We start from the raw sequence: 23,573 nt of genomic DNA, 5'->3' as shown, positions 1-23,573 counted from the left end.
GCTGGCCGATGGGATTTGAGCAAGGGCGAAGGCCGGGGGAAATGACGGGATGGACAGAAAGATCGCACCGGGCAGGGCGGCTCTTTCGCGATCTTCTAGACGGTCTAAACAGTGCGTTTGACGATGACCTGCTGCTGTCGGGTCTTGAGGATGCTGTCGTTGGGCAGAATGCCGCTGAAGCTGCTGAGGGGATAGATGATGCTGCGACGGCCGATCAGGGAGCCGGGATTGATGACGCTGTTGCAGCCAATCTCAGCATGGTCGCCAATGATGGCTCCAAATTTCCGCAAGCCGGTGGAGATGGGCTTTTTGGAATCTGCAATGGTGACTTCCCCGCGATCCAGGCGGACATTGGAAAGGACGACGCCGGCACCGAGATGGGCTTTGTATCCGAGCACGGAATCGCCTACGTAGTTATAATGGGGGACTTCGCAGTGGTCGAAAATGACGCAGTTTTTGAATTCGCAGGAGTTTCCGAGGACGCAGGCATTGCCGACGATGACGTTTTCCCGGATGTAACATCCGGCGCGGATCATGCAGTTTTTACCAATCCAGGCGGGGCCTTTGATGACGGCGCCGGGCTCGATGGTGGTGCCTTCATCAATGAATACATCCTCGCCAATGAATGCGCCCTGGGGGATGCTGCAGCGCATTTCCCGCTGGAGGCGGAAGTCCAGGTAAGAGACGATTTTGGTCAGGGCGGCCCACACCGGTTCATTGGCCGGGAAGAGGATGCTGTGCTGGGTGTGGTTGAGATCGAGAAAATCTGCGGGAGCGTGCATGGCAAAAAAGCGGGAGGTTTTTGAGGTGCAGGATTGGAGCCATGTAGCCCTCAACCTGAGGATTTACACCGTCAGGACTTCCTTTTCCTTGGAGGCCATGTGCTGGTCCAGATCGGCGATTTTTTTATCCGTCATGGCCTGTACTTCTTTTTCCAGGCGGTGCAGATCGTCCTCAGTGATGATGCTATCCTTTTCGCCTTTTTTGAGTTCTTCGATGGCATTGCGGCGGGCGGCACGGACGCGGACCTTGGCCTCCTCCCCCATTTGCTTGACGAGTTTTACCATCTGCTCACGGCGCTCCTGGGAGAGGGCGGGAATGGGCAGGCGGATGACTTTTCCTTCGATGCTGCCATTGAGACCGAGGCGGGATTCGCGGATGGCGCGGTCGATGTCATGAAGGGTGGCGGAGTCAAAGGGCTCAATGCGGATGAGGCGGGAATCCGGCGTGGTGATCATGGCGAGCTGCTTCAGCTTCATGTGGGAGCCGTAGCTATGGACGTGTACGTCCAGCCCTTCGACCAGGCCTGGGGAGGCTTTGCCGGTGCGCACGGCTGCAAATTCATGAATGGCGAATTCGACCGCTTTGGTCATCGAGTCTTCGCATTCCAGCATCGTCATTTCAGGGTCCATGGACATAGCAGTGTGAGGGGGTAAAGAGGGGAAATATGGGGTGAAGGATGCCCGCCAGAGCGGCGTGTGTCCACTGCGGAGTTGATGCAGTTCAACTTCCTGGGAGCTATGAGCGGGCGGTAGGTACCCTGACGAATCGTTTGCAATGATAAAATTGAGCGGCAGTTCTAATCGCCGACGGGGTCATTCCTGCTTTGGAATCCGTATTCATTGTCAGCCAAATCATTGTTTATGTTTGAAGATTCCCTCAGCGCATTCAAAGCCATCACCGCCCTGGACATCTTGGCTTTCCTGATTCCATTTGTGGTGGCTGTCTTGGTGGACCTGCTCACTCACAAAAAGGGTGAAAAAATCACCATGGGCAACGCGCTCAAGTGGTCATTGATCTGGGTGGGCTGTGCAGCGGCATTCGCCGGCTATGTGTGGTGGAGCTTTGAAAACAATCCACGTGAAGAAAACTTCGGCGGGATGACGCGGATGCTGGATGGATCTGGTGCCGTGAGCCTATACGCGACGGGGTATGTACTGGAGAAGGCGCTAGCGCTGGACAACCTGTTTGCTTTTTATCTGATCTTTAAATCCTTCGGGCTGACGTTGGAAAAGAACCAGCACTACCAGCACCGTATTCTGTATTGGGGTATTTTAGGAGCCATCGTGTTCCGGGTGTTTTTCCTGGGCCTGGGGGCTTTCATTGCTAATACGAGCCCGTATGTGCTCATCGCCTTCGCGCTTATCGTTCTGTGGACGGTGCGGAAGATGTGGAAGAGCTCCGGCCATGCAGTGGAGATCGACTATACGAACCACTGGTCAGTGAACCTGATGCGCAAGGTGACGAAAACGAATCCTTCCATCGAAAGCGGCCATTTCTTTTCCCATGGGGTGACGCCTTTGTTCCTGTGCCTATTCTGCATTGAGATCTGCGATGTGGTCTTCGCCTTTGATTCCATGCCGGTCATCGTGGCCGTGGTGCGGGACCCGTATCTGATGATCACCTCCAGCCTGTGGGCCACGGCTGGTCTGCGCAGTCTTTATTTCCTCCTCGTGGCCGCGCAGAGCCGGCTGTGGGCGCTGGACAAGGCGATCATGATCCTGCTCATCTTTGTTTCCTTCAAGCTCATCGCCAGTGCCTTTGGTTACCATCTGGATCCGGCCGTAAGCGTTTCCATCGTGGCCTTCATCCTCACCGCAGGCGTGATTATGTCCATGGCGGTGCCTGATCCGAAGGTTTTGAAGGAGTAATGGCTAGCCCGTTACGAGGAAGTCCAACTCATCTGGGTGCTTTGGTCATGAGATGCAGAGCTTACTTGGCGCGGATGCAGTAGATGGCTTTCTCGCTGCGGAGGATGAGGGAATCGTTGGCGATGGCGGGGGTGCCGTGGAATTGGGTGTCATCGCCAGCAATGACATTGTGGGCGAGTTTTTCAAAGGTGGGCTTGGCCGCAATGACGTAAGTACCACCGCGACGGGAGACGCAATAAAGGCGGTCGCCGATGAGCACGGGGGAGGCATAGAAAGGCTTGCCACGGCCGCGTCCGCCGCCGGAATCAATGGCGCGCTCGCGGTAAATATCTTCTCCGGTTTTGGCATCCATGCAGAGGGCGAAACCCTGGTCATTGATGACGTAGAGACGGCCCGCGTGAAGGATGGGGGTGGGGACATAGGAACTGCTTTTGCTAGTCCATAGAATGTGGCTGGAGGTGACATCCCCCTCGCCACCAAGGCGGATGGCGGCGCTGCCCTGAGTGGGATAACCGCCATATAGATAGAGGCGGTCATTGTCCTGAATGAGGCATGGAGAAATGTTACCGGGGAGGTTATGCGTGGCAAACCAGCGCATCTTGCCAGTCTCTGGGTTCATTCCCCAAATCTCGTCAGCGATGGCGAAGACGAGATCCGTCCGGCCTCCAGATTCCATGATGGAAGGGGTGCCATAGGCGAGGTCAATTTTGTCCCCACCGGCTTTCCAGATTTGTTTACCGGTCTTTTTATCCAGAGCATAGAGCGCCTTGCTTTCATCGGTAGCATTGACGATGACGGTATCCTTATAAAGAATGGGGCTGCCACCGGAACCCCAATGGCGGCTACCAGAACCCGTGCCCAAGGGAGTATGCCAGAGCTGGCGACCTTCCAGATCAAAAGCATAAGCACCGCTTTTGCCAAAGAAAGCATAGATGCGCTCCCCATCGCTGACAGGAGTATGGGTGGCGTAGCCATGCTCTGTAATGAATCCCTCATAAGGATCCTCCGTGGCATTGGAGGCAATGATGGCTTCCCAGTTTTTTTTGCCATCGGCCAGATTCAGGCAGATGAGGTGGCGTTGGAGTTTCGAGGGGTCTTTAGCCTCCGCTTTATCCCCATAACCGGTCCAGCAGGTGAAAAAGACTTTGTCCCCGACAACGATGGGGCTGGAGGAACCTGGGCCTGGGGACTCAAATTTCCATGCCATGTTTTCGGTCTCGGACCAAGTCAACGGTACGGCGGATTCCTTCACGATGGCTGCCCCTGTGGGTCCGAGGAAGCGGGGCCAGTCTGCTGCCTGAATGGCTGCGGTAGAAGCAAGGAGAAGGGCGGGCAGGAGAGGGATTTTCATGGAGCTGGAGCTGAAACCAAGGGAATGGGGAGAAGTTGCTGCGGGGATACGCAGGACTGAAGTGGGAGGGAACGGGTCTTTGTGCCAAGCGCAGATTGTTTTCTCAATCCTGCTTTAAACCGAGGCATAAACTTATGAATTCAGCCAAAATACTCTTATTCAAATTATCAAGAGCAGGACTGAGCGCATAAGCCCCTTGCCACAGGGCTGAGCATGGCTAACTTCAAAAAGGCCGATCCTGAGTTGGGAACGGCAATATTTCTGATCTATTCTCATTTTTGTGAATCTCGCGCTCGTCTCCGGCTGTTGGTTGTGGCTTGGCGGGCTGGCGTTGCTAGCCCCAGCGAGAGCCGTACCTGCTGCCGAGCCAGATGCGAAGCATACGCTGGATGTGACGAGGCTGGCTTTTCAGCGAAGCATCCTGGAAAGCAGTCTTGCACCATTGAAGAAGCATCTATCTGAGCTCATCCTACTGGAAAAGAGCCGGGTGGAGGCCAGAGATTACGCGGGAGCCATCGAAGCACGAGATCTGCGCAAGCGCTTGGAAATGGAGCTGGAACGACTGGACAAGGAACTGCTGCTGCTGCAAACGCGGGAGCAATCCATCGCGGCGAGCCTGCTGCCTGACCGTATCCGCCTGCCGATTGATGCGGCTGTGCTCAAAGACATACGGAGAGAAGGCGGAGCGCTGACCGGCTGGTCCAAGCCGGGTGCGGCGGCAGAATGGAAGCTGGGAAACCTGCCGCCGGGAGGCTACGAGGTGATTTTGCGCTACCGATGCAGCCCCTTGGAAGGCGGTGTTTTGACTGTGGAAGAAACTCGCTTCAGTTTGAAAGCCGAGGTGGAAACGACGTTAAAGGGTCCGCAGGAAAAGAATCTGGGCACATTGAAGATCACTGAGGGATCCGGCCCATTAAAAATCACTGCCCAGACGGTGTTGAAAGACAACCTGATGCACCTGCTTTCCGTAGAACTGGTGCCTGCCAGCAAATGATCATGTCTTCCCTGACCTCCAGATTTGATTCCCTTTGGCGAGCCATTACCATGGCAGGTATCGTCATGGGCATCGTGGGAGTGGGAGGGGCACAGACCCCAGATCCGGCACCACTGGCGGTGGCGCGAGCAGGGTTTCTGAGATCTGTCATGACGGATTCGCAGACGCTGACGGACCAATATGAAAGGGCGCTGGCGAAGATCGAGCAGGAGCTGGCGGAGACTGCGGACTATGAAGAGGCGCGTCTAGTGCAGCAGAGGCGCGCGGAGCTGAAAGCGCTTTACCTAACCAATGATACCACACTGGCACAAAACCTGTCGTTTCCTCTCCTGCCATCGCAGGCAAGGTTGATCGGCTCGGCAGAAACTCGTGGGGACCTGATCACAGGTTGGCGGACCAGCGGCAGCGGGGCGGAGTGGGCCAACCTGCGGCTTTCTCCTGGTAAATATTATTTGGAACTGGAAGCCAATTTGGTGGAACTGCCTTCCCTGCCCGGAACGCTGGTACCGGGGAGGTCGCAACCGCAAGAGAGTGCGGCATTTGATTTCTTCGAGGTGTCCTTGCTGCCGGGAGCGGCGGAAAACCGGCGATCCTTTGAACTGAGGCTCAGCCATGATGACACAACTTTTGAATCGCTTAAAATCGGGCCGGTCAACTTTACTCGAAGTCTGGTGACCCTGCGGCTGATGGCGGCCTCAGGATATCCGGGCAATCTGCTGAGGCTGCGCAATCTGAGGCTGGTCCCCGCTACCGTGGAGGCTCCGACGATCACAAGCCCGGCGGCAGCAGGCCCCTCGCTGGAGGATTTGAAAAAATCCATGAACGAGACACTGGCGGCCGTACAGAAGCCGATTCTGGACAGCTATCTGGAGAGTCTTCGGCAGTTTTCGACGGGGAATTCAGCCTTGAAGGATGCCGCCGAAGCTGAATCCAAAAGACTTTTGAAGCTGATGGAAAACAGCCGAGGGCAGGCGGCGGGACCGTTAAGGATCTTGGTCAACAATGGGGGGCTGAATGGCTTTGAGGATCTGGATGGTGCGCGCTTTGTCGCGGATGCAGGCAATCGTGGGGATCGATTTCTCATTGAGCATGAGGGTCGCACTCTGAATATTCGCCTGATGTGGGTGCAATGTGCTCCTGTGGATGATCTGGCTGCGGGGCGGCAATTTTCCAAGCACTTTGATCTTGGGGAAAGTGATGTGACGCCGCTGGGCCGTGCAGCCCAGGAATTCACCGCCGGGTATCTGGAGGGCAAGGCCCTGCGAGTGCTGGTGAGGCCTGGCAAAGACAAGGATGGAATCGCCCACGCACTGGTCTTTCTGCCTGAGATTGGCCTTTTCCAAAACGTGCTCGTTGATCAGGGACTGGCTGCGGTCATGCCTCCAAAGGAGCGGCGGGGGATGATGGAAAATGGCCTGTACGATTCTTTGTTAGAACGAGAGCAAGCTGCCAGACGACAGAAACCAGCCCCTGGAGCCTGGGGAATATCGGAGGCGGCCAACCGATGAAACTGCCTTACTTTGTTTTCTGCCTGCTGGCCTCTGCCTTTCCTGCTATAGGAATGGCGCAAGTGGCGCTGCCTGTGAATTCCGCCCCTGTTGCAGCGAGTGCTGAAAACTCGCGCCTGCGGCAGATGGAAACGATCTACCAGCTCCAACTGCGGGCCAAGCATGTGCCGCTGCTGAGCAAGTACATCACGGATCTGCAAAAGCTGGCGGCCCAGGCCAAAGACCCAGCACCGTACCAATTGGAAATCACGCGCATCCAGGGAATCATCAGCAGTGGCGGGGTCGTGGATCTATCGGCGGCGGTGCAATCCCTGAAAACGCCTGCAGAAATGCCGGTGACTCCGCCCCCGCCAGTCGTTCCCCGCATAGGCCGTGCCTTCATCGCGCTAACTCCTGCCCTGGCACGTAGCATCACCCCCACGCCTGATGGTAGTGCAAGCCCCGAAGCGGCTGCCATCGGAGAGATTGACTGGAGAATCGAGGCACTGCCAGCGGGCAGTTATGACATTGTCCTGAATTACGCCTGCCCGGCTTTGACGAAGCCCATGCCTCTCCGAGTTACTCTGGGCGGTCAGCGATTGGAGGCAACTCTGGATGAGAGCAAGACGACTCCGGGTGCAAACACGTATGGACTGCTGCGGTTGGGGCAGATCACCCTCCACGCAGATACCCTGGGCGATACCCTGAGGCTCAGTGCTGGAGACAAAGACAGCAACGAACTTCTGCTGCGGCAGCTCGTCATCACACGGACCCAGTCAAGAGCTGACTGAGCAGATACGCTGGAGAAAAATCACAGGTCAACCAGCCGCTGGAGCCGGGTGAAGAGGAGGCTGCAACGGACGGCACTTTCAGGGACTGCGGAAAGCCTAGAGATGGCATTGCGATAAAGCGCGATCTGGGGGGCATAACCCGCCAGTTTTTCCTGCAAAGAGGCATCATCGGAAACCACATCGGTTTTAAAATCCACGATCCAGGCACTCGTACACTGGCCACTGGCATCGCGGTCCAGGATAACACGGTCAAAGGTGCCGGAGATCCATTCCTTGTCCAAAACGAGATCAAAGGCGCGCTCACGCCAGACTTGAGCATGGGGGCTTGGCCGGGTAAAAGCGGGAGCGCAAGCTGCTGAGGAGATGACTGACCGAACCATGCCCAGCGCATTGGCGACGGGACCTTCGGCAGCACTGAAATCATCGGGAGTGAGCAGGCCCTTGGCCAACCATTTTTGCTCCAGGGCAACGGGATCTGGGGTCCATTCGATTTCGGCGAAGAGTTCATGAACGAGAGTCCCCAAGCGGCGGCCGGGCTCGCGACCTTCACCAAAAAGAACGCTGCCTTTGACTTCGAAACTCTCCTCCCCGGAGGGAGTGCGGCGGCGAGGCATAGGCTGGGTTTCGCGCAGCAAAGCGCCTAACGGAGAGTGTAACAAGACTGGTTCTGGCAAAGGAGCCGGGACAAAGGGCTGTACTGCAAACCAATTTGCGTCCCCGGTTTCCCATTCGACGATGCCCTGGCTCTCTTGAGAAAAAGGACGGCTGCTTTCGCGCCCCAGGGTTTCACGGAGGAGCTTGGATTCCTTGAGAGCGCGACCGGATTTCGGAGGCAGTTCGGTGATGAAATAAAGGCCACGCTTGGCACGGGTCATTGCCACATAAAGGCGGCAGAGAGATTCAAAAGCGGTCCGGCGTCTCGTTTCCTGCAAACCGGCGCTGAGCGTGGGATCCAGTTGTGAATAGACTTTGGGCGGAGTTTCCAGGACCCAATTCACCCCTTCCGCACTGCGGCTGACGAGGTAGTCCTCCCGCCGGGGTGTGTCCATGGCGGTGCCGTCCAGACTGGGCAGAATGACGACATCAAACTCAAGGCCTTTGGATGCATGAACGGTCATGACCTGGACGGCCTGGGCACCACCACGGATGCGTAAAGGATACTCGCGTGCAAACTCGATGAACGCATCCACATCGCGGCTACCGAGGGTATCGAATTCAGCAGCGATATCGGCCATCTGGGCGAGACGGCGCGCATGAAAGGCATCCATCTGAGGATGTACCAACCAGATGCGCGGGGTCCATTCTTCCATGAAGGCAGCGAAGCCTTTTTCAAAGACCAGGCCCTGGACCTTGGCGATGGTGTAGGGGCTGGATTCTGTGGTGGTCTCTACCTGCGGCCAGAGGGGAGTCATGCGCAGATGTTCCAGGGCCTGTTTATCCCCTGGATGCGCAGCCAGAGTGAGCAAGGAAAGCAGAGCCAGGGTTATCGCATTATCGGTGCAGGGATGCTGGTCTGATTCACACACCACTTCCATGCCAGTGGTGGCACGAAGAGCTTCTGTCATTTGACGAGCCTCTTGGTTAGACCTGACGAGGATGGCGCATGAAAGGCCACGCTCCAGGGGCTGGATGTGCTTTAATAAATCCGCTGTCAAATGCGCGACGGGGTCTTCTACATCCAAGTCTGGAGCGGGAGAAATCAGGGCCGCGTGGCCAGTAAGGCCCTTTTGTGCAGCCGTGTGATTTTCGAAGGCAAAGCCTTTGAGCGATCCTTCAGGCAATAGAGCATCCAGAGCAGTACGGTCACCAAACACAGCATTGACCGTATCCAGCACGGGCTGGGCGCTGCGGAAGGATTGGCTAAGCAGACCAGTATGCAGACCGCGGCCGCCGCTGGCAGGATAAGCCGAGAGGATGTCATCAAAGAGGTCCGGCTCCGCCTGCCGCCAGAGGTAGATGGACTGCTTGGGATCCCCCACGGAAAAGAAGCTGCGGTCCCCGCAGTCATCCTGAATGACTTCATCCACCAGGCCACCAATCACACGCCACTGCACCCGGCTGGTGTCCTGAAACTCATCCAGCAGCCAGTGCTGATGACGGCCGTCCAGACGGTACCACAAATCCCCCTTCCCTGTCACCCAGGGGGATTCCTGCTGGGCAGCCAGGGAGAGAAGACGCTGCACATCCGAGAAGGAAAGGCGACCACGTGCCCGCACACGCTGGGCATATTCGCCCGCCAGCATCGTCATCACTGCAGCCAGTCCACTGGTGCGATTGGCGCGGACGAGAAATTCCCGGGCCATGAGAGTGCGGACGAGCTTAACCACAGCACGCGCAGCCGCACCGGTGACGGGCGTTTTTTTGCGCATCCACATCAGTTCCGCATCCCCGGCGAGGAGGTCGCTCCAGTTCTCCTGTGCTTTTTCTAGCAACTCTTTCACACGCTTGGGCAGCGTCATGCCGGGCATGGTTTCGAGAGCTTCTGTAAGCGTCTCTTCCAGCAATTCAGCCCCAGGTCCGCTCAGGGGAGTGAACGTCGCACGGACATCGGCGATGGCATCTTGAATGGAACCCATTTCCAGCCGTTGGGACCAGATGCGCCCGATATCGCCCCAGCCACGCGAATCCGCACCGCTGCTGCCTGAGGGGCCAGGAGTGGAATCATCCCACAAGGTAAGACCGCTGGTCAGCCAGTCCTGGAGGGCGCTGTCCGCCGTCTTTTCTTCCGCGCCAAAGGTGGCCTGCTTATAGGCCTCCATGAGGGTGGTCTGGGCGGAGTCATCGGATTCCTGGTAGAGACGATCCAGAAGACTGTCCAGGGCCTCGCGGCGGGCTTGGCGGGTTTCATCTTCATCCATCACTCGGGCACCTGCGGGCAGGCCCAGCTCCATGGGAAAGCAGGCGGCCACTTTTGCAAAAAAGCTGTCCATGGTGCCCAGTTGCAGGCGGTGCATGCGCCGGGTGATGCGCCGTAGCATCAGGCTGAAATCCTGAGCGGAGGCGACCGGCGGTGCGCTGTCCTGGAAAAAAGCGGCGGCTCTTTCCGGGTGCTCTGCCATTTCCGCCAGCCTTTGCAGGATACGGCTGAAGAATTCCCCTGCCGCCTTGCGGGTGAAGGTCATGGCGGCAATGCCCTCCGCCTCCTGACCGAGGGCAAGCAGATGCAGATAACGGCGGACAAGCTGATAAGTCTTCCCCGAACCTGCGGAGGCGGAAATGAGCAGGTGCTGGAGGGGGGAGGACATGAGGTATGGAGAAAGGAGTGCTCAGTTCACCGTGAGCAGAGCTCAGTATTCAAAAATGCAGCGGAGAGCCAATGTGAAATTCAGCCGCCTGAATTCTCAGCGAGACTTTTGCTTGGCGCATCGTTTCATTTCCGCTAAATCCAGGGAGCCTTTCAGGGGTGAACCCTGAATCCTGCTTACCTGAACACTTTATCCTCCATATCCATGCCCCACGTCAGCACCAACGGAATCCAGATGTATTATGAAGAACGCGGCAGCGGGGAACCGCTGGTCTGCATCATGGGTGTGACAGCTCCGGGCGGGGTCTGGGAAGCGCATGCGGCGGAATGGTCTAAGCATTTCCGTTGTATCCTGGGGGATAACCGCGGGGTGGGGCTGACGGACAAGCCTGAAGGGCCGTATTCCTCGGCCATGATGGCGGATGATTACGCCGGGCTGATGGATCAACTGGGCATCAAGCAGGCACGCATCGTCGGTTGCTCTCTGGGTTCGGTCATTGCCCAGCAACTGGCCATCCGGCATCCTGCGAAAGTGAAGAGCATGATCCTCATGTGTACTTGGGCACGGCAGGACCGCTTCGGCCTTTATACCTGGCAGCACATGATGAAGTGCAAGGCGACAATGCGGCCGGAAGATTTCATGCACTATGTGCAGATGCTCATCTTCACGAAGCCCTGGTTCGACAATGATGACTGCTGGAACAACATGCAGCAAGGTCTGAAGGATGCGGCCACCAATGCGGCACCGCAACCTGTGCACGCCATGGAAGCGCAGGCCGCAGCTGCCATCACACATAACACCATCAGCGAACTGAAGAACGTGAAGTGCCCGACGCTGGTCATCGGTGGCAAGGACGATGTGTTCACGCCAAAATGGATGGGCGAGGAAGTGGCGGCGGCGATCCCTGGAGCTGATCTCCATCTTTATGACAATGCCGGTCATGCTTTCCACTGGGAATGCCTAGCAGATTTCAATCCGCGCACGACGGACTGGCTTTTGAAGCATTGAGTGGAAAGTCGGTGTGGAATCGTAACGGACAGACACTAAAGCGCGTTTTGTCTATGCAGTCTTGATTCCACACCGGTGTCCTTCAACAACATCCCCTTCAGCTCCTAGCAAATCCATGAGAACTCTTTTTTCACTTCCGCTTTGTCTGGCCCTGATGTTGGGAACTCTAAACATTCAGGCACAAACGCCGGAAAAGGCGAAGGCACGTGAACTGGAGGATGTGCTGGAGGACATCCCCTCAAAAGACATCCTTAAACTGCGCGGCAGCACGAAGCAGGTGGCTGCCACAGAGATCTCCAGCAAACTGGTGGCGGCAGAAGTGACCAAGGAAACCACGTTCAAACTGAAGGTGGATAAGGTCATCCCATGGTCCTTCCCGCAGCAGGGGAACGTCCAGGGTTGGAGAGCCAACTCCAACAGTGAACGCATCCGCTGCGGTAGCGTCATGTTCGATACGAACATCCAGCTCTACATCAAACAAGATCCTAAAGGACTTCTGGAAAAGATGCGTCCTGGCACGGAGTTGGTGGTCACGGGCAAGGTTTCCCGCTGCGACATCACGGTGCCCGGCAAAGTATTCCTCAACATGGATATCCAAGTTTCTGATTTCGCCGAAGCCAATTAAGACGATAGGTTTCAGCATTCATTCTGACTGTAAGAGTTCGCTATTTTTAACCCTCAAAACATACTTATACGACTATGGGCCTCATGGATTACCTCAAGGGACAGTTTCTGGAAATCATCCAGTGGACGGACGACTCACGCGATACGCTCTCTTGGCGTTTCCCGGATGAGGACAAGGAAATCAAGCGCGGAGCGCAGCTCATCGTGCGTGAATCGCAGATCGCTCAGTTTGTTTATCTGGGGCAGTTTGGGGATACCTTCATGCCTGGGAAGCATGATCTGGTGACAGATAACATCCCGATCCTTTCCACGCTGAAGGGCTGGAAGTATGGTTTTGAATCCCCTTTCAAGGCGGACATCTATTACGTTACCACCCGACTTTTTACCGGTAACAAGTGGGGGACTAGCAACCCCATCATGATGCGGGACCAGGACTTCGGGATCGTCCGTGTCCGCGCCTTTGGCACATTTGATTTTCGCATCATTGAGCCCCGAATCTTCCTCAAGGAAGTGGCCGGATCTGACCATCATTTCCGCCTGGATGAATTTGCCGACACGATGCGCAGCCGCATCATCAGCGTCTTCACTGATGCACTGGCCTCGGCCAAGGTGCCGGTGCTGGACCTGGCCACACGCTACAGTGAAATGGGGGAGGCATTGCTGCCACTGATCAACCCAGCGATGATGGGCAAGTATGGCATCGAGATCACCAGCTTCCTTTTGGAAAATGCCAGCGTGCCGCCAGAGGTGGAGGCAGCCATCGACAAGCGCAGCAGTATGAGCGCTGTGGGGAATCTAAACGATTATGTGAAGTTCCAGATGGCCGAAGGAATGGCCAAAGGCGGCGGCGGACCAGCCGGAGCTGCGGCTGAAATCGCCATGGGGTTTGGCATGGCCAACCAGATGTTCGCTCAAGGCGCTTTCAACGCCAACGGGCCTCAGGCCACGCCGGCCGCAGGTGGAGCCACACCGCCACAGCTTCCCAACTCTGCACCGGCCGCAGCAGTGGCTAATGCAGGCATCCTCACCCCCACGCAGGTGGCAGAGGTGCTGGGCGTAAGCGAGGGAGACGTTATCGCCAGCATTGAGGCTGGCGACATCAAGGGTAAAAAGATCGGCACGCAATATCGCATCACCCAGGCGGCGCTGGATGAATTCCTGGCGCATTGATCCAGAAGACAGGCCACACTTAAGCCGTATAAAGTCATGGAAGCCGGACCGCGTGTCCGGCTTCTTTTTACCACCCTCATTATCTCTTCCCATGAATACCCGCCGTCATTTCCTCACCACTCTGCTGGGCACTAGCGCCACTGGTTTCCTCGCTGCGCAGGAAGCCGGGCTGAGCTACAAAGGGGAGAACATTCAATTTGGCCTAGTGACGTATATGTGGGGAGCGGAATGGGATCTGCCAACACTCATCACCAACTGCGAAGCTGCGGATGTGCTGGGGGTGGAACTGCGAGTACAGCATGCTCATAAAGTGGAACCGGCGCTGAATGCTGAGCAGAGGAAAGAAGTCCGCCTGCGGTTTGAAAACTCTTCCGTCAAAGTGCTCGGCATGGGCACGAATGCCATGTTTCACAGCCCGGACGCGGCGGAACTCCAGAAAAACATCGCCAGCGCCAAGGAGTACATCAAGCTCAGCCATGATATCGGTGGCAGCGGAGTGAAGGTAAAACCGAATAATCTGCCCAAGGATGTACCGGTGGAAAAAACGCTGGAGCAGATTGGCAAGGCCCTGGCGGAGCTGGGGGATTACGCGCTGGGGTTTGGCCAGGAAATCCGCCTGGAAGTGCATGGCGATGTGTGTGACCTGGGCCAGAACAAGACCATTATGGAAGTGGCTGCGCGGGATAATGTGCGCGTGTGCTGGAACTCGAATCCAGATGATCTCAAAGGAGAAGGAATTGAGGCGAACTTCGCGAAAGTGCTGCCTTACTTGGGCAAAACGGCGCATATCCGCGAAGTCAATCAAGGCAGCTACCCCTATGACAAACTGACCCAACTGCTGGTGGAAGCAGACTATGAAGGCTGGGTGCTGCTGGAAGCACGCGGCAAACCTGTGGACCTTGTCAGCGCCCTGGCAGAGCAAAAGAAGCTCTTCATGAGCCTGGTCACGGCAGCACGTAAAGCAGCAGCATAGAGACCGCTTTCATGGAAGAAGCGAGTGGGGGTCATTTGTTTGAAATAGGTACTCCTGTAGTTGCTTACTCTTTAACCGACTCCGCCACTAGCGAGGTCGGTGCCAGCATCTGCAGATGCCATGAAAACCGCCCCCTTTTTTCTCCTCCTTTCCCTGGCCCCACTGCTCCACGCTGAGCCGCCCAAGCTGGATTCCCTCTTCCCAGCTGGCGGGCAGTCTGGGACCAGCTTCACCCTTACAACGGGAGGCAAACTGGATGACAAGGTGAGCCTGTGGACAGAGGCAAGCGGGGTCCATTTTATACCGACTGGCAAGAAGGGTGAATGGCAGTCCACAGTGACCGCACGGGCCCAGTCCGGCATTCATCTGGTGTATGCCTACAATAACGAGGGCGTTTCTGAGCCGCGCCCCTTCAGCATCGGCCATTTCCCGGAACTGGCGGAGACGGAGCCTAACAATGAAGCTGGCAAAGGGCAGGTCATCACCAAACTGCCCGTCTGCATCAATGCCCGCCTGGGCGAGCGCGGAGATGTGGATGGATACAGTGTTCAACTCAAAAAAGGACAGACACTCGTCGCAATCGTAGAGGCCTATGCGTTGGGATCTCCCGTGGATGTGATGGCGCACATCCTTGATCCCGAGGGTAGGCGTGTCCTCACGGTGAGTGATGGGCGCAATCTGGATCCCATGCTCGCTTTCCAGGCGGAAAAGGACGGACTGTTTACTGTCCAGCTTGCTGGGTTCATTCACCCTCCGGCGGCGGACATCAAGTTTACAGGCAGCAGCAACACCATTTATCGTCTGCACCTGAGCACAGGCCCCGTCGTTACCCAGGTTTATCCTGCGGCTATAGCCCGCCAGGGGAAAACGGAGGTGGAGTTGTTAGGCTACAATCTTGATCCAAAGAAAGCCCACTTAACTATCGATGCATCCACAATTAGACACAGTGGCAATGATACCCTGATAGATCCCAAGAACTGCATCCAGCCGATCCAGGTCATTACCACAGAGAAGCCACCCCTCCTGGAAAAGGAGCCCAATAACTCTGCACCTGAGGCCACGCCCGTCCAATCTGGCACGGTGGCCGCTGGACGGATCCTTGATAAGACGGATGTGGACCGCTATATGCTGATCCAAAAGAAAGGTGAAAAAATGCAGGCACGGATCAAAGCGAAGCAATTGGGCCTGCCTTTGGATGCCACACTGAAAGTAGAAGGGCCGGATGGCCAGATTATCGTTACCTCTATCGACCAAGGGGACCAGGCGGATCCCACTGTGGCATGGACGGCAACCGCAGAGGGGGCGCATCAGCTCATTGTCGAAGACCAGTTTCACCGTGGTGGACCTAACCACCATTATATCATGGAAATTGGCCTACCTAAGCCCACTTATTCCGTGACTCTGCCGGAAAGAAAACCGGTGATCCTGGAGTGTGGGAAAACCCTTGGTGTAAAAATGAATGTCAAGATGCTGAACGGTTTTAAAGAACCGCTTATTGCCCGGGCCTCAGGCTTACCCGCCGGGGTGCATGCTCCGGATGTGGAGGTGCCCGTGAAGGGTGGTGAAGTCGTGCTGAAACTCGTGGCTGCCAGTAATGCCACGCCAGCGACCCAGCCCATCACCTTTCAGGTCTGGACCACAAAAGAACCCGCCAGCCAGATCACCGCAGACTATCCGCTAATGAGTGAAGATATGCGTGGCACGACGCTGAAAGATCGCACCTCATGGTTTTGGCTGATTGTTCGTTAACTATTGAGCGACGTGTCTAGTCTACTTTCAGGCTAGACAGGGCTGCTCCATCATCTGACAGTCCATAGTCCGTCATGAAAGCATTTCCTTTTCTAAGCACCGCGTTCTTCCTGGCTTTCCTCGCGATCATCGCAGGGTCGAAGTCTAGATACTATCCCAATCCAGATGCATCTGAGATCGCGGTGGCCACTCAAGAAGGCACCGCGCAGGCCGTAGTTAGCCAGCCCTGGTTAACAGGCTTGATGTGGGAGCGTGCCAGCAATGTCTTGCTGGTCCTGTGTTTCATCTGCTTCCTTGGCTGGGTTCTGCAACGTGCCCGCACCCGTCAAGCGCGATTCATCGCCCAAGCAGAAAAGCGTGCGGCGATGCCCAGAGGACAGATACGGCACCCTCGCAAACGCTGATGTAGGCCGGCGAGTGCAGTGTGGCGGTATAATGGAGATGCGCCGATTGGACTCAGCACTGCATTTGCCTTGCATCACCCGGCTGTTCCGGGACGTTTCCTCTTTCCACAGTCCTGCCATGCTTCTATCCTGAGTGCGCCCATGTCTCTGATTTCCCTTTCCCACATATCGAAGTCCTATCGCGAACCCGGAAGCGGCAACGTGGTGCCCGTTTTGCGTGATGTTTCCCTGACCATTCAGGCGGGGGAATCGGTGGCTATCGTCGGCCCTTCTGGCTGCGGTAAAAGCACACTGCTCAACATCCTCGGCACACTGGATGTGCCGGACGAGGGGGATTACGTCTTTGATGGAACCAGTATCGCTGGCAGCAGCCCAGTACAACTGGCGGCGCTGCGCAGTGAAAAGGTGGGTTTCATCTTCCAACTCCACCATCTCATGCCGCAGTGCACGGTGCTGGAAAATGTACTGCTGCCGACCCTGGCACTGAAGACAAAACCGGATGCGGCCACACTCCAGAAGCGGGCAGAGTCTCTCTTAAAATCCGTGGGCTTGCAGGACCGTCTCAATTGGAAACCCGCCCAGCTTTCTGGCGGCGAGCGCCAGCGAGTGGCGGTGGTGCGTGCCTTGATCAACCAGCCCAAGGTGATCCTGGCGGATGAGCCGACCGGAGCGCTCGATGAAAAGAACGCTGAATCTCTGACCAGCCTGCTTTTAGAACTGCAGCAAACTACGGGTACAACCCTTGTTATGGTTACCCATCACCCCGCCCAGGCTGCCCGTATGGGGAGAACGCTGAAGTTGCATGAAGGGATGCTGGTGGGCTAAGTTTAAGCTTGCTCCTTTCAATCATCCCCACTCACGCGGCCGCGATTCTTTTTCACGCCAGAGCGGTTTTTCTTCGTCTTTAGAATGCGGTTTTTGAGGCCACGGGGACGAGGACGGTTTTGGCGGCGGGTTTTTTCGCGTTCGTTTTGCAGAGACATTTTAGCCTCGGCCTGGATGGTCTCCATGCGGTCGCACAGCTCCATGCGAGCCCAGTAACGGTTCATGACCTGAGAACGCTCGCGCTGACAGCGCACTTCCAGACCACTGGGCACATGCCTCAAGACGACGGTGGATGATGTCTTGTTGATCTTTTGCCCGCCGGGTCCGCTGCCACGGACAAAATCCTCCTGCAAGTCCTCCTCACGAATGCGGAGCTTGGTCAGGCGCTTTTGAAGAAGTTCCTCATTCGGCAGAGACATGAGTAAAAATGCCAGGGGTGGATTCAAAGGAAAGCCTTCAAATCGGATACTTTTAAACAATATCCCCCATCACATATGAGGAAACCTGCTGAAACGCAGGATAATGACATCGTTTCGCAAGATCAGAAGTAACGAAAATTTGATGTGCGGCTTGCACGAATGGCTCGTATTGCCAAGGTGAAAAGATACCACCCATGAGCGCCGTTTTTGACACCTTATCCCGATTTTACAGCTCCTCCATTGGCAAGAAAATCCTTGTCGCCCTGACAGGCATCATTCTTGTCGCCTTTATTCTCGGGCACATGATTGGAAATCTGCTCGTTTTTGCCGGTCCGGAGGCCATCAATGAATACGGCCATATGCTGCAAACCTCCCTCCATGGAGCCGGGGTATGGATCGCCCGTATTGGCCTGCTGGTGGCAGTGGTCATTCACGTTGTCGCGACCATCCAACTGACGGTCGCCAACCGGGCTGCCCGCAAGGAAGCGTATGGAAAGCAGAAGTTTCAGGTCTCTAGCACTGCCTCACGCACCATGATCTGGAGCGGCCTGACCATCCTGGCCTTCATCATTTACCACCTGATGCACTTCACCGTGCGGGTGGGCAATGAATACAACAACCCGGCGCTCTACAGCTATGACCTCAATGGCCACAGCGTCCACAATGTTTACAAGATGGTCATTGATGGCTTCTCCTGGTGGCCAGCCTCCGTCTTTTACGTGATCGCCATGGTGCTTCTTTGCAGCCACCTCGGTCATGGCGTGGCCAGCATTTTCCAGACTCTCGGCCTTACCACGCATCGCACTTGGCCGTTGATCAAGAAAGCCGGCATGGCTTTCGCCTTGCTCATCCTGGTGGGCAACTGCTCCATCCCTATTGCCATCCTGGTCTTTGGCTACGGCAGATAATCCTGGCATCCATCACCCGCCCCACTCGTTCTTTTCCCCTTCCCTCGCCATGCCTCTCGACTCTAAGATCCCCTCCGGCCCGATGGCTCAAAAGTGGTCCAATCACAAGCAGGACTCCAAGCTGATCAACCCGAAGAACAAGCGCAAATATACCGTGCTCGTCGTCGGCAGCGGTCTGGCCGGGGCCTCCGCAGCGGCCACGCTTTCTGAGCTGGGTTACCAGGTGAAGTGCTTCTGCTTCCAGGACAGCCCCCGCCGTGCCCACTCCATCGCCGCCCAGGGCGGGATCAATGCCGCGAAGAATTACCAGAACGACGGCGACAGCGTTCACCGCCTGTTCTACGACACCGTCAAAGGCGGCGATTTCCGCGCCCGCGAGGCCAACGTCCATCGTCTGGCGGAAGAGAGCGTCAATATCATCGATCAATGTGCTGCCCAGGGTGTGCCCTTCGCCCGTGAATATGGTGGCGGCCTCGCCAACCGCTCATTCGGCGGTGCCCAGGTGAGTCGTACGTTTTATGCTCGTGGCCAGACTGGGCAGCAGCTCCTCCTGGGTGCTTATTCGGCACTCAACAAAGAGATCGCTCGTGGTGGCGTGAAGATGTACTCGCGCATGGAAATGCTGGAGGTCGTCGTCGTCGAAGGCCACGCCAAGGGCATCATCACTCGTGACTTGGTCACCGGCAAGATTGAGGCTCATTCTGGCGATACCGTGCTGCTGTGCACTGGTGGTTATGGCAACGTTTTTTATCTGTCCACGAATGCGATGGGTTGCAATGTTACATCCACCTGGCGTGCACATAAGAAGGGCGCGTATTTTGCAAACCCTTGTTATACCCAGATCCACCCGACCTGCATTCCAGTCAGTGGCGAGTATCAGAGCAAGCTGACGCTCATGTCAGAATCCCTGCGCAATGACGGACGTGTGTGGGTGCCGAAAAATCCTGCCGACATCGGCAAGTCCCCATCCCAGATACCTGAGGCTGACCGTGATTATTACCTGGAGCGCAAGTACCCTAGCTTTGGCAACTTGGCCCCGCGTGACATCTCTAGCCGTGCGGCCAAAGAAGCCTGCGATGACGGTCGCGGTGTAGGCCCAGGCGGACGTGGTGTCTATCTGGACTTCGCCGAGGCCATTGGCCAGTTTGGACAGAAGACCATCGCCGAGCGGTACGGCAACCTCTTTGAAATGTATCAGCGCATCACAGGTGAAAGCGCTTATACGCAGCCGATGCGTATCTACCCTGCTGTGCACTATACCATGGGTGGCCTGTGGGTGGACTATAACCTGATGAGCAACCTGCCCGGCCTGCATGTGCTGGGCGAGGCCAATTTCTCTGACCACGGTGCCAACCGCCTCGGTGCCAGCGCCCTCATGCAGGGGCTTGCCGACGGTTATTTCGTTATCCCAACCACCATCGCTCCGTATCTGGTCACCCAGAGCCCCGGCTCCGTGACCACCAGCCATCCTGAGTTCAAAAAAGCTCTGGAAGACTGCCAGAACCAGACCAACCGTTTTCTCAACAGCAAGGGCAAACGTAGTGTGGACAGCTTCCACCGTGAACTTGGCCTCCTCGTCTGGGATAAGTGCGGCATGGCCCGCGACAAGGCCGGTCTGGCCGAAGCTCTCAAGCGCATCCCTGAACTGCGTGAAGAGTTTTGGGCCAACGTCACAGTCCCCGGCTCCGGTGCCGCAGCCAACCCTGAGCTGGAAAAAGCCGGGCGCGTGGCCGATTTCATGGAGTTCGCCGAACTCCTCTGCCTGGACGCCAGTCATCGTGAAGAAAGCTGCGGCGGACACTTCCGCTCCGAATACCAGTATCCGGATGGCGAAGCCAAACGCGACGACGAAAACTTCTGCTACGCCGCCGCCTGGGAATACACGGGCGACTTCTCCAAGCCGATCCTCAACAAAGAGCAGCTCACCTTCGAAGAAGTCCATCTCTCGGTCCGCAGCTACAAGTGATTTAATTCCTCCTACCGATCTTGCAATGACCCGCGATTCCGAAGCCAGCCTTCTCGATTTCTGTGCGCGCCAGAAGAGTGCGTTTCAGGAATCTTCTTGGTTGGATTCACGGCTTGTGAGCGCTGAAGAGATGGCCACCGTCTGCCTATTCCTCGCTGGCGTGGATTGGTATGGACACAAACAATCTCTGATTCGTCTGGCTCAGAGTTTTCTTCCGAGTCCGCTTCCTTCTTTTGAATCCTTGGTGCAGTCCGTCCATTTTGACTGCCTTCGTTTTTCCAACATGCTTAAAAGGAGGCTGCTCCATGCATAACCTGCATCCCGAACTCACGGAAGCCCTTGGGGAAATGCTAGATCGTCTGGACAGCATTCTTCGCCGGGGAGGTTATGAAGGCGAACCAGTACAAATGTACCTGGCTGGAGGAATGGCCGTTCATTACTACTGCGGTTCACGTTATACAGACGACGTGGATGCCACCTTCTCCAAACGGCTGCTACTCCCTTATGACCAACTGGCCGTCAGTTACATGAGACAGGATAACACGGCTTCCAGCATTTATCTCGATCCCACTTACAACGATACCTTTGCTCTGCTCCATCCAGATCACCGTGAACTTAGTGTCGAATGGGAAAACATCGGTAACGAACATCGGTTAATTCATCTGCGAGTATTTAGCGCCCTGGATTTGGCCGTTTCAAAAATCGCCCGCTTTTCGCCTTCTGATCAGTCTGATATCCTGGCCCTTGCTTCACGTCGTCTGTTTAATTCTGAACAGCTGCAGGAACATGCTGATGAAGCCCTCGGGTATTACGTTGGCGACACCCGATGGATTCACCTGAATCTAATTCAGATTTGCCAGGACATTGACCTAGCCCTCAGTGCCTGACCAGAACTTACTTTTTTAAAATCCCCCACCGTCCCGTTTATGTCCCTACTCAATCTTCACCTCAAAATCTGGCGTCAGAACCAAGGCAAGCCTGGCCACTTCCAGGACATCGAAGCGCCAGAGATCCCCGATCATGCTTCTTTTTTGGAGATGATGGACATCGTTAACGAACGTCTCATTCAGAAGGGCGAAGAGCCAGTGGCCTTTGACCACGACTGCCGTGAAGGCATCTGCGGGGCCTGTTCCATGACCATCAATGGCATGCCTCATGGTCCAGAAAAAGCCACCACGACCTGTCAGCTCCACATGCGGAAGTTCCGCACTGGGGACACCATCTGGATCGAGCCCTTCCGCGCCCGCGCATTCCCGGTCATCAAGGACCTCATCGTGGACCGGACTCCCTTTGACCGCATCCAGCAGGCAGGCGGATACATCAGCGTCCGCACAGGCGCTGCCCCGGATGCGAATAGCATCCTCATTGGCAAAGAAGTCGCTGACTCGGCCATGGACGCGGCGGAGTGCATCGGCTGTGGTGCCTGCGTGGCTGCGTGTAAAAACGCCAGTGCCATGCTGTTCGTTTCCGCCAAAGCTGGCCAGCTCAATTCCCTGCCCCAGGGCCAACCTGAAAAGGCCCGCCGCACCCTCGGCATGGTCCGCCAGATGGACAAGGAAGGCTTTGGAAACTGCACCAACCAATACGAGTGCGAAGCTGCGTGCCCGAAGGAGATCAGCGTGCGCTGGATCACCAAACTGAATCGCGACTATCAGGTCGCGGCAGTCAAAGAAGCTTTTGGTGGTGGCATTGAGCGTGCCGAAAGCGGGGACTGATCTCCAACGTCAACCGGTGAAACCCCGGCGATTTTAAGGAGCAGCATGCGAGAGCGTGCTGCTCTTTTTGTTATCGGGGCCGAGAGCTCTGTTCAGCCACGTCCGATAGGGCCTAAAATTTGTCCTTTCATGCTACTGCTTCAACCCGTTATAACGGGCACCCCATGGCCACCAAGAAGAAGCTCAACATCGCCGTCGTCGGCCTCGGATTCGGGGCTGAATTTATCCCCATCTGGCAGCGCCATCCCAACACGGTTTGTTACGCCATTTGCCAGCGTGATCCCAAGAAGCTTAACAACATCGGTGATGCCTTCGGCGTGGACGTCCGTTACACTGACTACCGCGAGATGCTCAAGGATCCGGCGATTGATGCCGTCCATATCAATTCCCCCATTCCAGATCACGGGTGGATGTCTATCGAAGCCCTCCAGGCAGGCAAGCACGTTGCCTGCACGGTGCCCATGGCCACCAACATTGAGGACTGCAAAAAAATCTGTGACCTCGTCAAAAAAACAGGTCTCAGCTACATGATGATGGAGACAGTGGTGTATGCCCGCGAGTTTCTTTACATGAAGGAGCAGTATGAAAAAGGCGTCCTGGGCAAGCTTCAGTTCCTTCAAGCCAGCCATCAGCAGGACATGGATGGCTGGCCTAACTACTGGCCCGGCCTGCCCCCCATGTGGTATGCCACTCATTGTGTGGGACCCGTGGCTGCCCTCGCCGGCACCCCTGCAGAATACGTGAGCTGTTTTGGCTCCGGCACCATCCGTCCAGAGCTGGTCAAAGAATACGGCTCCCCTTTTGCTGTCGAAACCGCCCATGTGAAATTTAAGGACAGCGACCTCAGTGCTCGCGTGATCCGCAGCCTCTTCGATACCGCCCGCCAATACCGGGAGAGCATTGATGTCTATGGTGACAAGGCATCTATCGAGTGGCCACTCATCGAACACGAGCCGCTGGTCCTTCATACGGCCAAGCTTCCGGAACACAAAATCCCCAAACTTGTCAAAGCGCCCGACTACGCTAAGCGCCTGCCAAAAGCCATTCGCGACTTCACCACTAAGGGCGTTTATGACCTGGGCAAAAAGACCCATCTCAGCTTCGTGCAAGGGAGCGGGCATGGCGGCAGTCACCCCCACTTAGCCCACGAATTCGCCAGTGCGCTCATTGAAGGCCGCGCCCCCTTCCCCAATGCCAAACAATCCGCCAACTGGACATGCGTAGGTCTCTGCGCCCATGAATCCGCACTGGCCGGAGGCAAGATCGTGAAACTGCCTGCCTTCACGGTTTAAC

The 23,573-nt window shown here is 56.2% G+C and carries 21 protein-coding genes; 16 read left to right on the top strand and 5 right to left on the bottom strand.

The window, feature by feature from the left end; all coding sequences use genetic code 11:
• Positions 1-104 precede the first annotated feature (104 nt).
• A complete protein-coding gene (locus EI77_RS22120; protein ID WP_133797494.1) occupies positions 105-782 on the bottom strand; it encodes an acyltransferase in 678 nt (225 codons plus the stop codon).
• A gap of 63 nt (positions 783-845) precedes the next feature.
• Positions 846-1,418 carry a ribosome recycling factor gene (gene frr / locus EI77_RS22115; RefSeq protein ID WP_243839008.1) on the bottom strand — a complete coding sequence of 191 codons (573 nt, stop codon included), beginning with the start codon at positions 1,416-1,418 and terminating at the stop codon, positions 846-848.
• Positions 1,419-1,643: 225 nt separating this feature from the next.
• On the opposite strand from frr, the gene EI77_RS22110 reads away from it, so the two are divergent.
• On the top strand, positions 1,644-2,651 hold the full coding sequence (locus tag EI77_RS22110) for a TerC/Alx family metal homeostasis membrane protein (RefSeq protein ID WP_133797493.1): 1,008 nt from the start codon (positions 1,644-1,646) through the stop codon (positions 2,649-2,651).
• A gap of 61 nt (positions 2,652-2,712) precedes the next feature.
• Here EI77_RS22110 and EI77_RS22105 read toward each other — a convergent pair whose 3' ends face one another.
• Positions 2,713-4,002 (bottom strand): outer membrane protein assembly factor BamB family protein, encoded by a 1,290-nt coding sequence (locus tag EI77_RS22105; protein WP_133797492.1) that lies wholly within the window; start codon positions 4,000-4,002, stop codon positions 2,713-2,715.
• Positions 4,003-4,282: 280 nt separating this feature from the next.
• Between EI77_RS22105 and EI77_RS22100 the strand changes: the two genes are divergently transcribed.
• Genes EI77_RS22100 through EI77_RS22090 form a run of 3 tightly spaced genes read left to right on the top strand, consistent with a single transcriptional unit; the run spans position 4,283 to position 7,274 of the window.
• Positions 4,283-4,996, top strand: a complete 714-nt coding sequence (locus EI77_RS22100) for a hypothetical protein (RefSeq protein ID WP_133797491.1) — start codon at positions 4,283-4,285, stop codon at positions 4,994-4,996.
• A gap of 2 nt (positions 4,997-4,998) precedes the next feature.
• On the top strand, positions 4,999-6,504 hold the full coding sequence (locus tag EI77_RS22095; RefSeq protein ID WP_133797490.1) for a thermonuclease family protein: 1,506 nt from the start codon (positions 4,999-5,001) through the stop codon (positions 6,502-6,504).
• On the top strand, positions 6,501-7,274 hold the full coding sequence (locus tag EI77_RS22090; protein WP_133797489.1) for a hypothetical protein: 774 nt from the start codon (positions 6,501-6,503) through the stop codon (positions 7,272-7,274). The genes EI77_RS22095 and EI77_RS22090 overlap by 4 nt, the downstream gene beginning before the upstream one ends.
• A gap of 20 nt (positions 7,275-7,294) precedes the next feature.
• Here the strand turns inward: EI77_RS22090 and EI77_RS22085 are convergent, their stop codons facing one another.
• Positions 7,295-10,519 (bottom strand): UvrD-helicase domain-containing protein, encoded by a 3,225-nt coding sequence (locus tag EI77_RS22085; protein ID WP_133797488.1) that lies wholly within the window; start codon positions 10,517-10,519, stop codon positions 7,295-7,297.
• A gap of 204 nt (positions 10,520-10,723) precedes the next feature.
• Here EI77_RS22085 and EI77_RS22080 point away from each other — a divergent pair, with 204 nt between their 5' ends.
• The 7 genes from EI77_RS22080 (at position 10,724) to EI77_RS22050 (ending at position 17,272) form a co-directional block, all read left to right on the top strand.
• Entirely contained in the window at positions 10,724-11,527 is an 804-nt protein-coding gene (locus EI77_RS22080; protein WP_133797487.1) for an alpha/beta fold hydrolase, read from the top strand.
• Positions 11,528-11,642: 115 nt separating this feature from the next.
• Complete coding sequence (locus EI77_RS22075) at positions 11,643-12,152, top strand: hypothetical protein (protein ID WP_133797486.1); 510 nt, start codon at positions 11,643-11,645, stop codon at positions 12,150-12,152.
• 74 nt (positions 12,153-12,226) lie between these two features.
• On the top strand, positions 12,227-13,321 hold the full coding sequence (locus EI77_RS22070) for an SPFH and helix-turn-helix domain-containing protein (protein WP_133797485.1): 1,095 nt from the start codon (positions 12,227-12,229) through the stop codon (positions 13,319-13,321).
• Positions 13,322-13,412: 91 nt separating this feature from the next.
• A complete protein-coding gene (locus EI77_RS22065; protein WP_133797484.1) occupies positions 13,413-14,294 on the top strand; it encodes a sugar phosphate isomerase/epimerase family protein in 882 nt (293 codons plus the stop codon).
• A 120-nt stretch (positions 14,295-14,414) separates the two neighbouring features.
• Positions 14,415-16,043, top strand: a complete 1,629-nt coding sequence (locus EI77_RS22060; RefSeq protein ID WP_133797483.1) for a hypothetical protein — start codon at positions 14,415-14,417, stop codon at positions 16,041-16,043.
• A gap of 74 nt (positions 16,044-16,117) precedes the next feature.
• Positions 16,118-16,447 (top strand): hypothetical protein, encoded by a 330-nt coding sequence (locus tag EI77_RS22055; protein ID WP_133797482.1) that lies wholly within the window; start codon positions 16,118-16,120, stop codon positions 16,445-16,447.
• Positions 16,448-16,588: 141 nt separating this feature from the next.
• Positions 16,589-17,272, top strand: a complete 684-nt coding sequence (locus tag EI77_RS22050; RefSeq protein ID WP_133797481.1) for an ABC transporter ATP-binding protein — start codon at positions 16,589-16,591, stop codon at positions 17,270-17,272.
• Between the two features lie 17 nt (positions 17,273-17,289).
• Here EI77_RS22050 and EI77_RS22045 read toward each other — a convergent pair whose 3' ends face one another.
• On the bottom strand, positions 17,290-17,691 hold the full coding sequence (locus EI77_RS22045; protein WP_133797480.1) for a peptide chain release factor family protein: 402 nt from the start codon (positions 17,689-17,691) through the stop codon (positions 17,290-17,292).
• A gap of 194 nt (positions 17,692-17,885) precedes the next feature.
• Between EI77_RS22045 and EI77_RS22040 the strand changes: the two genes are divergently transcribed.
• The 5 genes from EI77_RS22040 to EI77_RS22020 all read left to right on the top strand — a co-directional run bounded on the left by EI77_RS22040 (position 17,886) and on the right by EI77_RS22020 (position 23,572).
• Positions 17,886-18,599, top strand: coding sequence for a succinate dehydrogenase cytochrome b subunit (locus EI77_RS22040; protein ID WP_133797479.1), 714 nt, complete (start codon positions 17,886-17,888; stop codon positions 18,597-18,599).
• Between the two features lie 49 nt (positions 18,600-18,648).
• Positions 18,649-20,565, top strand: coding sequence for a fumarate reductase/succinate dehydrogenase flavoprotein subunit (locus EI77_RS22035; RefSeq protein WP_133797478.1), 1,917 nt, complete (start codon positions 18,649-18,651; stop codon positions 20,563-20,565).
• 305 nt (positions 20,566-20,870) lie between these two features.
• Positions 20,871-21,452: a DUF6036 family nucleotidyltransferase gene (locus EI77_RS22030; RefSeq protein WP_133797477.1), complete on the top strand. Its 582-nt coding sequence runs from the start codon at positions 20,871-20,873 to the stop codon at positions 21,450-21,452.
• A 39-nt stretch (positions 21,453-21,491) separates the two neighbouring features.
• A complete protein-coding gene (locus EI77_RS22025; protein ID WP_133797476.1) occupies positions 21,492-22,280 on the top strand; it encodes a succinate dehydrogenase/fumarate reductase iron-sulfur subunit in 789 nt (262 codons plus the stop codon).
• A gap of 164 nt (positions 22,281-22,444) precedes the next feature.
• On the top strand, positions 22,445-23,572 hold the full coding sequence (locus EI77_RS22020) for a Gfo/Idh/MocA family protein (RefSeq protein WP_133797475.1): 1,128 nt from the start codon (positions 22,445-22,447) through the stop codon (positions 23,570-23,572).
• Position 23,573: the final 1 nt, after the last annotated feature.

The sequence above is a fragment of the Prosthecobacter fusiformis genome (assembly GCF_004364345.1).
Lineage (GTDB): Bacteria > Verrucomicrobiota > Verrucomicrobiia > Verrucomicrobiales > Verrucomicrobiaceae > Prosthecobacter > Prosthecobacter fusiformis.
Note: the sequence above shows the minus strand (reverse complement) of the source record. Positions and strands in the feature narration are given on the sequence as shown.

Excerpts from the sequence above, each read along its gene's own strand:
- EI77_RS22120 (WP_133797494.1), bottom strand. The coding sequence starts at position 782 with ATGCACGCTCCCGCAGATTTTCTCGATCTCAACCACACCCAGCACAGC.
- frr (WP_243839008.1), bottom strand. The coding sequence starts at position 1,418 with ATGTCCATGGACCCTGAAATGACGATGCTGGAATGCGAAGACTCGATG.
- EI77_RS22110 (WP_133797493.1), top strand. The coding sequence starts at position 1,644 with ATGTTTGAAGATTCCCTCAGCGCATTCAAAGCCATCACCGCCCTGGAC.
- EI77_RS22105 (WP_133797492.1), bottom strand. The coding sequence starts at position 4,002 with ATGAAAATCCCTCTCCTGCCCGCCCTTCTCCTTGCTTCTACCGCAGCC.
- EI77_RS22095 (WP_133797490.1), top strand. The coding sequence starts at position 4,999 with ATGTCTTCCCTGACCTCCAGATTTGATTCCCTTTGGCGAGCCATTACC.
- EI77_RS22090 (WP_133797489.1), top strand. The coding sequence starts at position 6,501 with ATGAAACTGCCTTACTTTGTTTTCTGCCTGCTGGCCTCTGCCTTTCCT.
- EI77_RS22085 (WP_133797488.1), bottom strand. The coding sequence starts at position 10,519 with ATGTCCTCCCCCCTCCAGCACCTGCTCATTTCCGCCTCCGCAGGTTCG.
- EI77_RS22080 (WP_133797487.1), top strand. The coding sequence starts at position 10,724 with ATGCCCCACGTCAGCACCAACGGAATCCAGATGTATTATGAAGAACGC.
- EI77_RS22075 (WP_133797486.1), top strand. The coding sequence starts at position 11,643 with ATGAGAACTCTTTTTTCACTTCCGCTTTGTCTGGCCCTGATGTTGGGA.
- EI77_RS22070 (WP_133797485.1), top strand. The coding sequence starts at position 12,227 with ATGGGCCTCATGGATTACCTCAAGGGACAGTTTCTGGAAATCATCCAG.
- EI77_RS22065 (WP_133797484.1), top strand. The coding sequence starts at position 13,413 with ATGAATACCCGCCGTCATTTCCTCACCACTCTGCTGGGCACTAGCGCC.
- EI77_RS22060 (WP_133797483.1), top strand. The coding sequence starts at position 14,415 with ATGAAAACCGCCCCCTTTTTTCTCCTCCTTTCCCTGGCCCCACTGCTC.
- EI77_RS22055 (WP_133797482.1), top strand. The coding sequence starts at position 16,118 with ATGAAAGCATTTCCTTTTCTAAGCACCGCGTTCTTCCTGGCTTTCCTC.
- EI77_RS22050 (WP_133797481.1), top strand. The coding sequence starts at position 16,589 with ATGTCTCTGATTTCCCTTTCCCACATATCGAAGTCCTATCGCGAACCC.
- EI77_RS22045 (WP_133797480.1), bottom strand. The coding sequence starts at position 17,691 with ATGTCTCTGCCGAATGAGGAACTTCTTCAAAAGCGCCTGACCAAGCTC.
- EI77_RS22040 (WP_133797479.1), top strand. The coding sequence starts at position 17,886 with ATGAGCGCCGTTTTTGACACCTTATCCCGATTTTACAGCTCCTCCATT.
- EI77_RS22035 (WP_133797478.1), top strand. The coding sequence starts at position 18,649 with ATGCCTCTCGACTCTAAGATCCCCTCCGGCCCGATGGCTCAAAAGTGG.
- EI77_RS22030 (WP_133797477.1), top strand. The coding sequence starts at position 20,871 with ATGCATAACCTGCATCCCGAACTCACGGAAGCCCTTGGGGAAATGCTA.
- EI77_RS22025 (WP_133797476.1), top strand. The coding sequence starts at position 21,492 with ATGTCCCTACTCAATCTTCACCTCAAAATCTGGCGTCAGAACCAAGGC.
- EI77_RS22020 (WP_133797475.1), top strand. The coding sequence starts at position 22,445 with ATGGCCACCAAGAAGAAGCTCAACATCGCCGTCGTCGGCCTCGGATTC.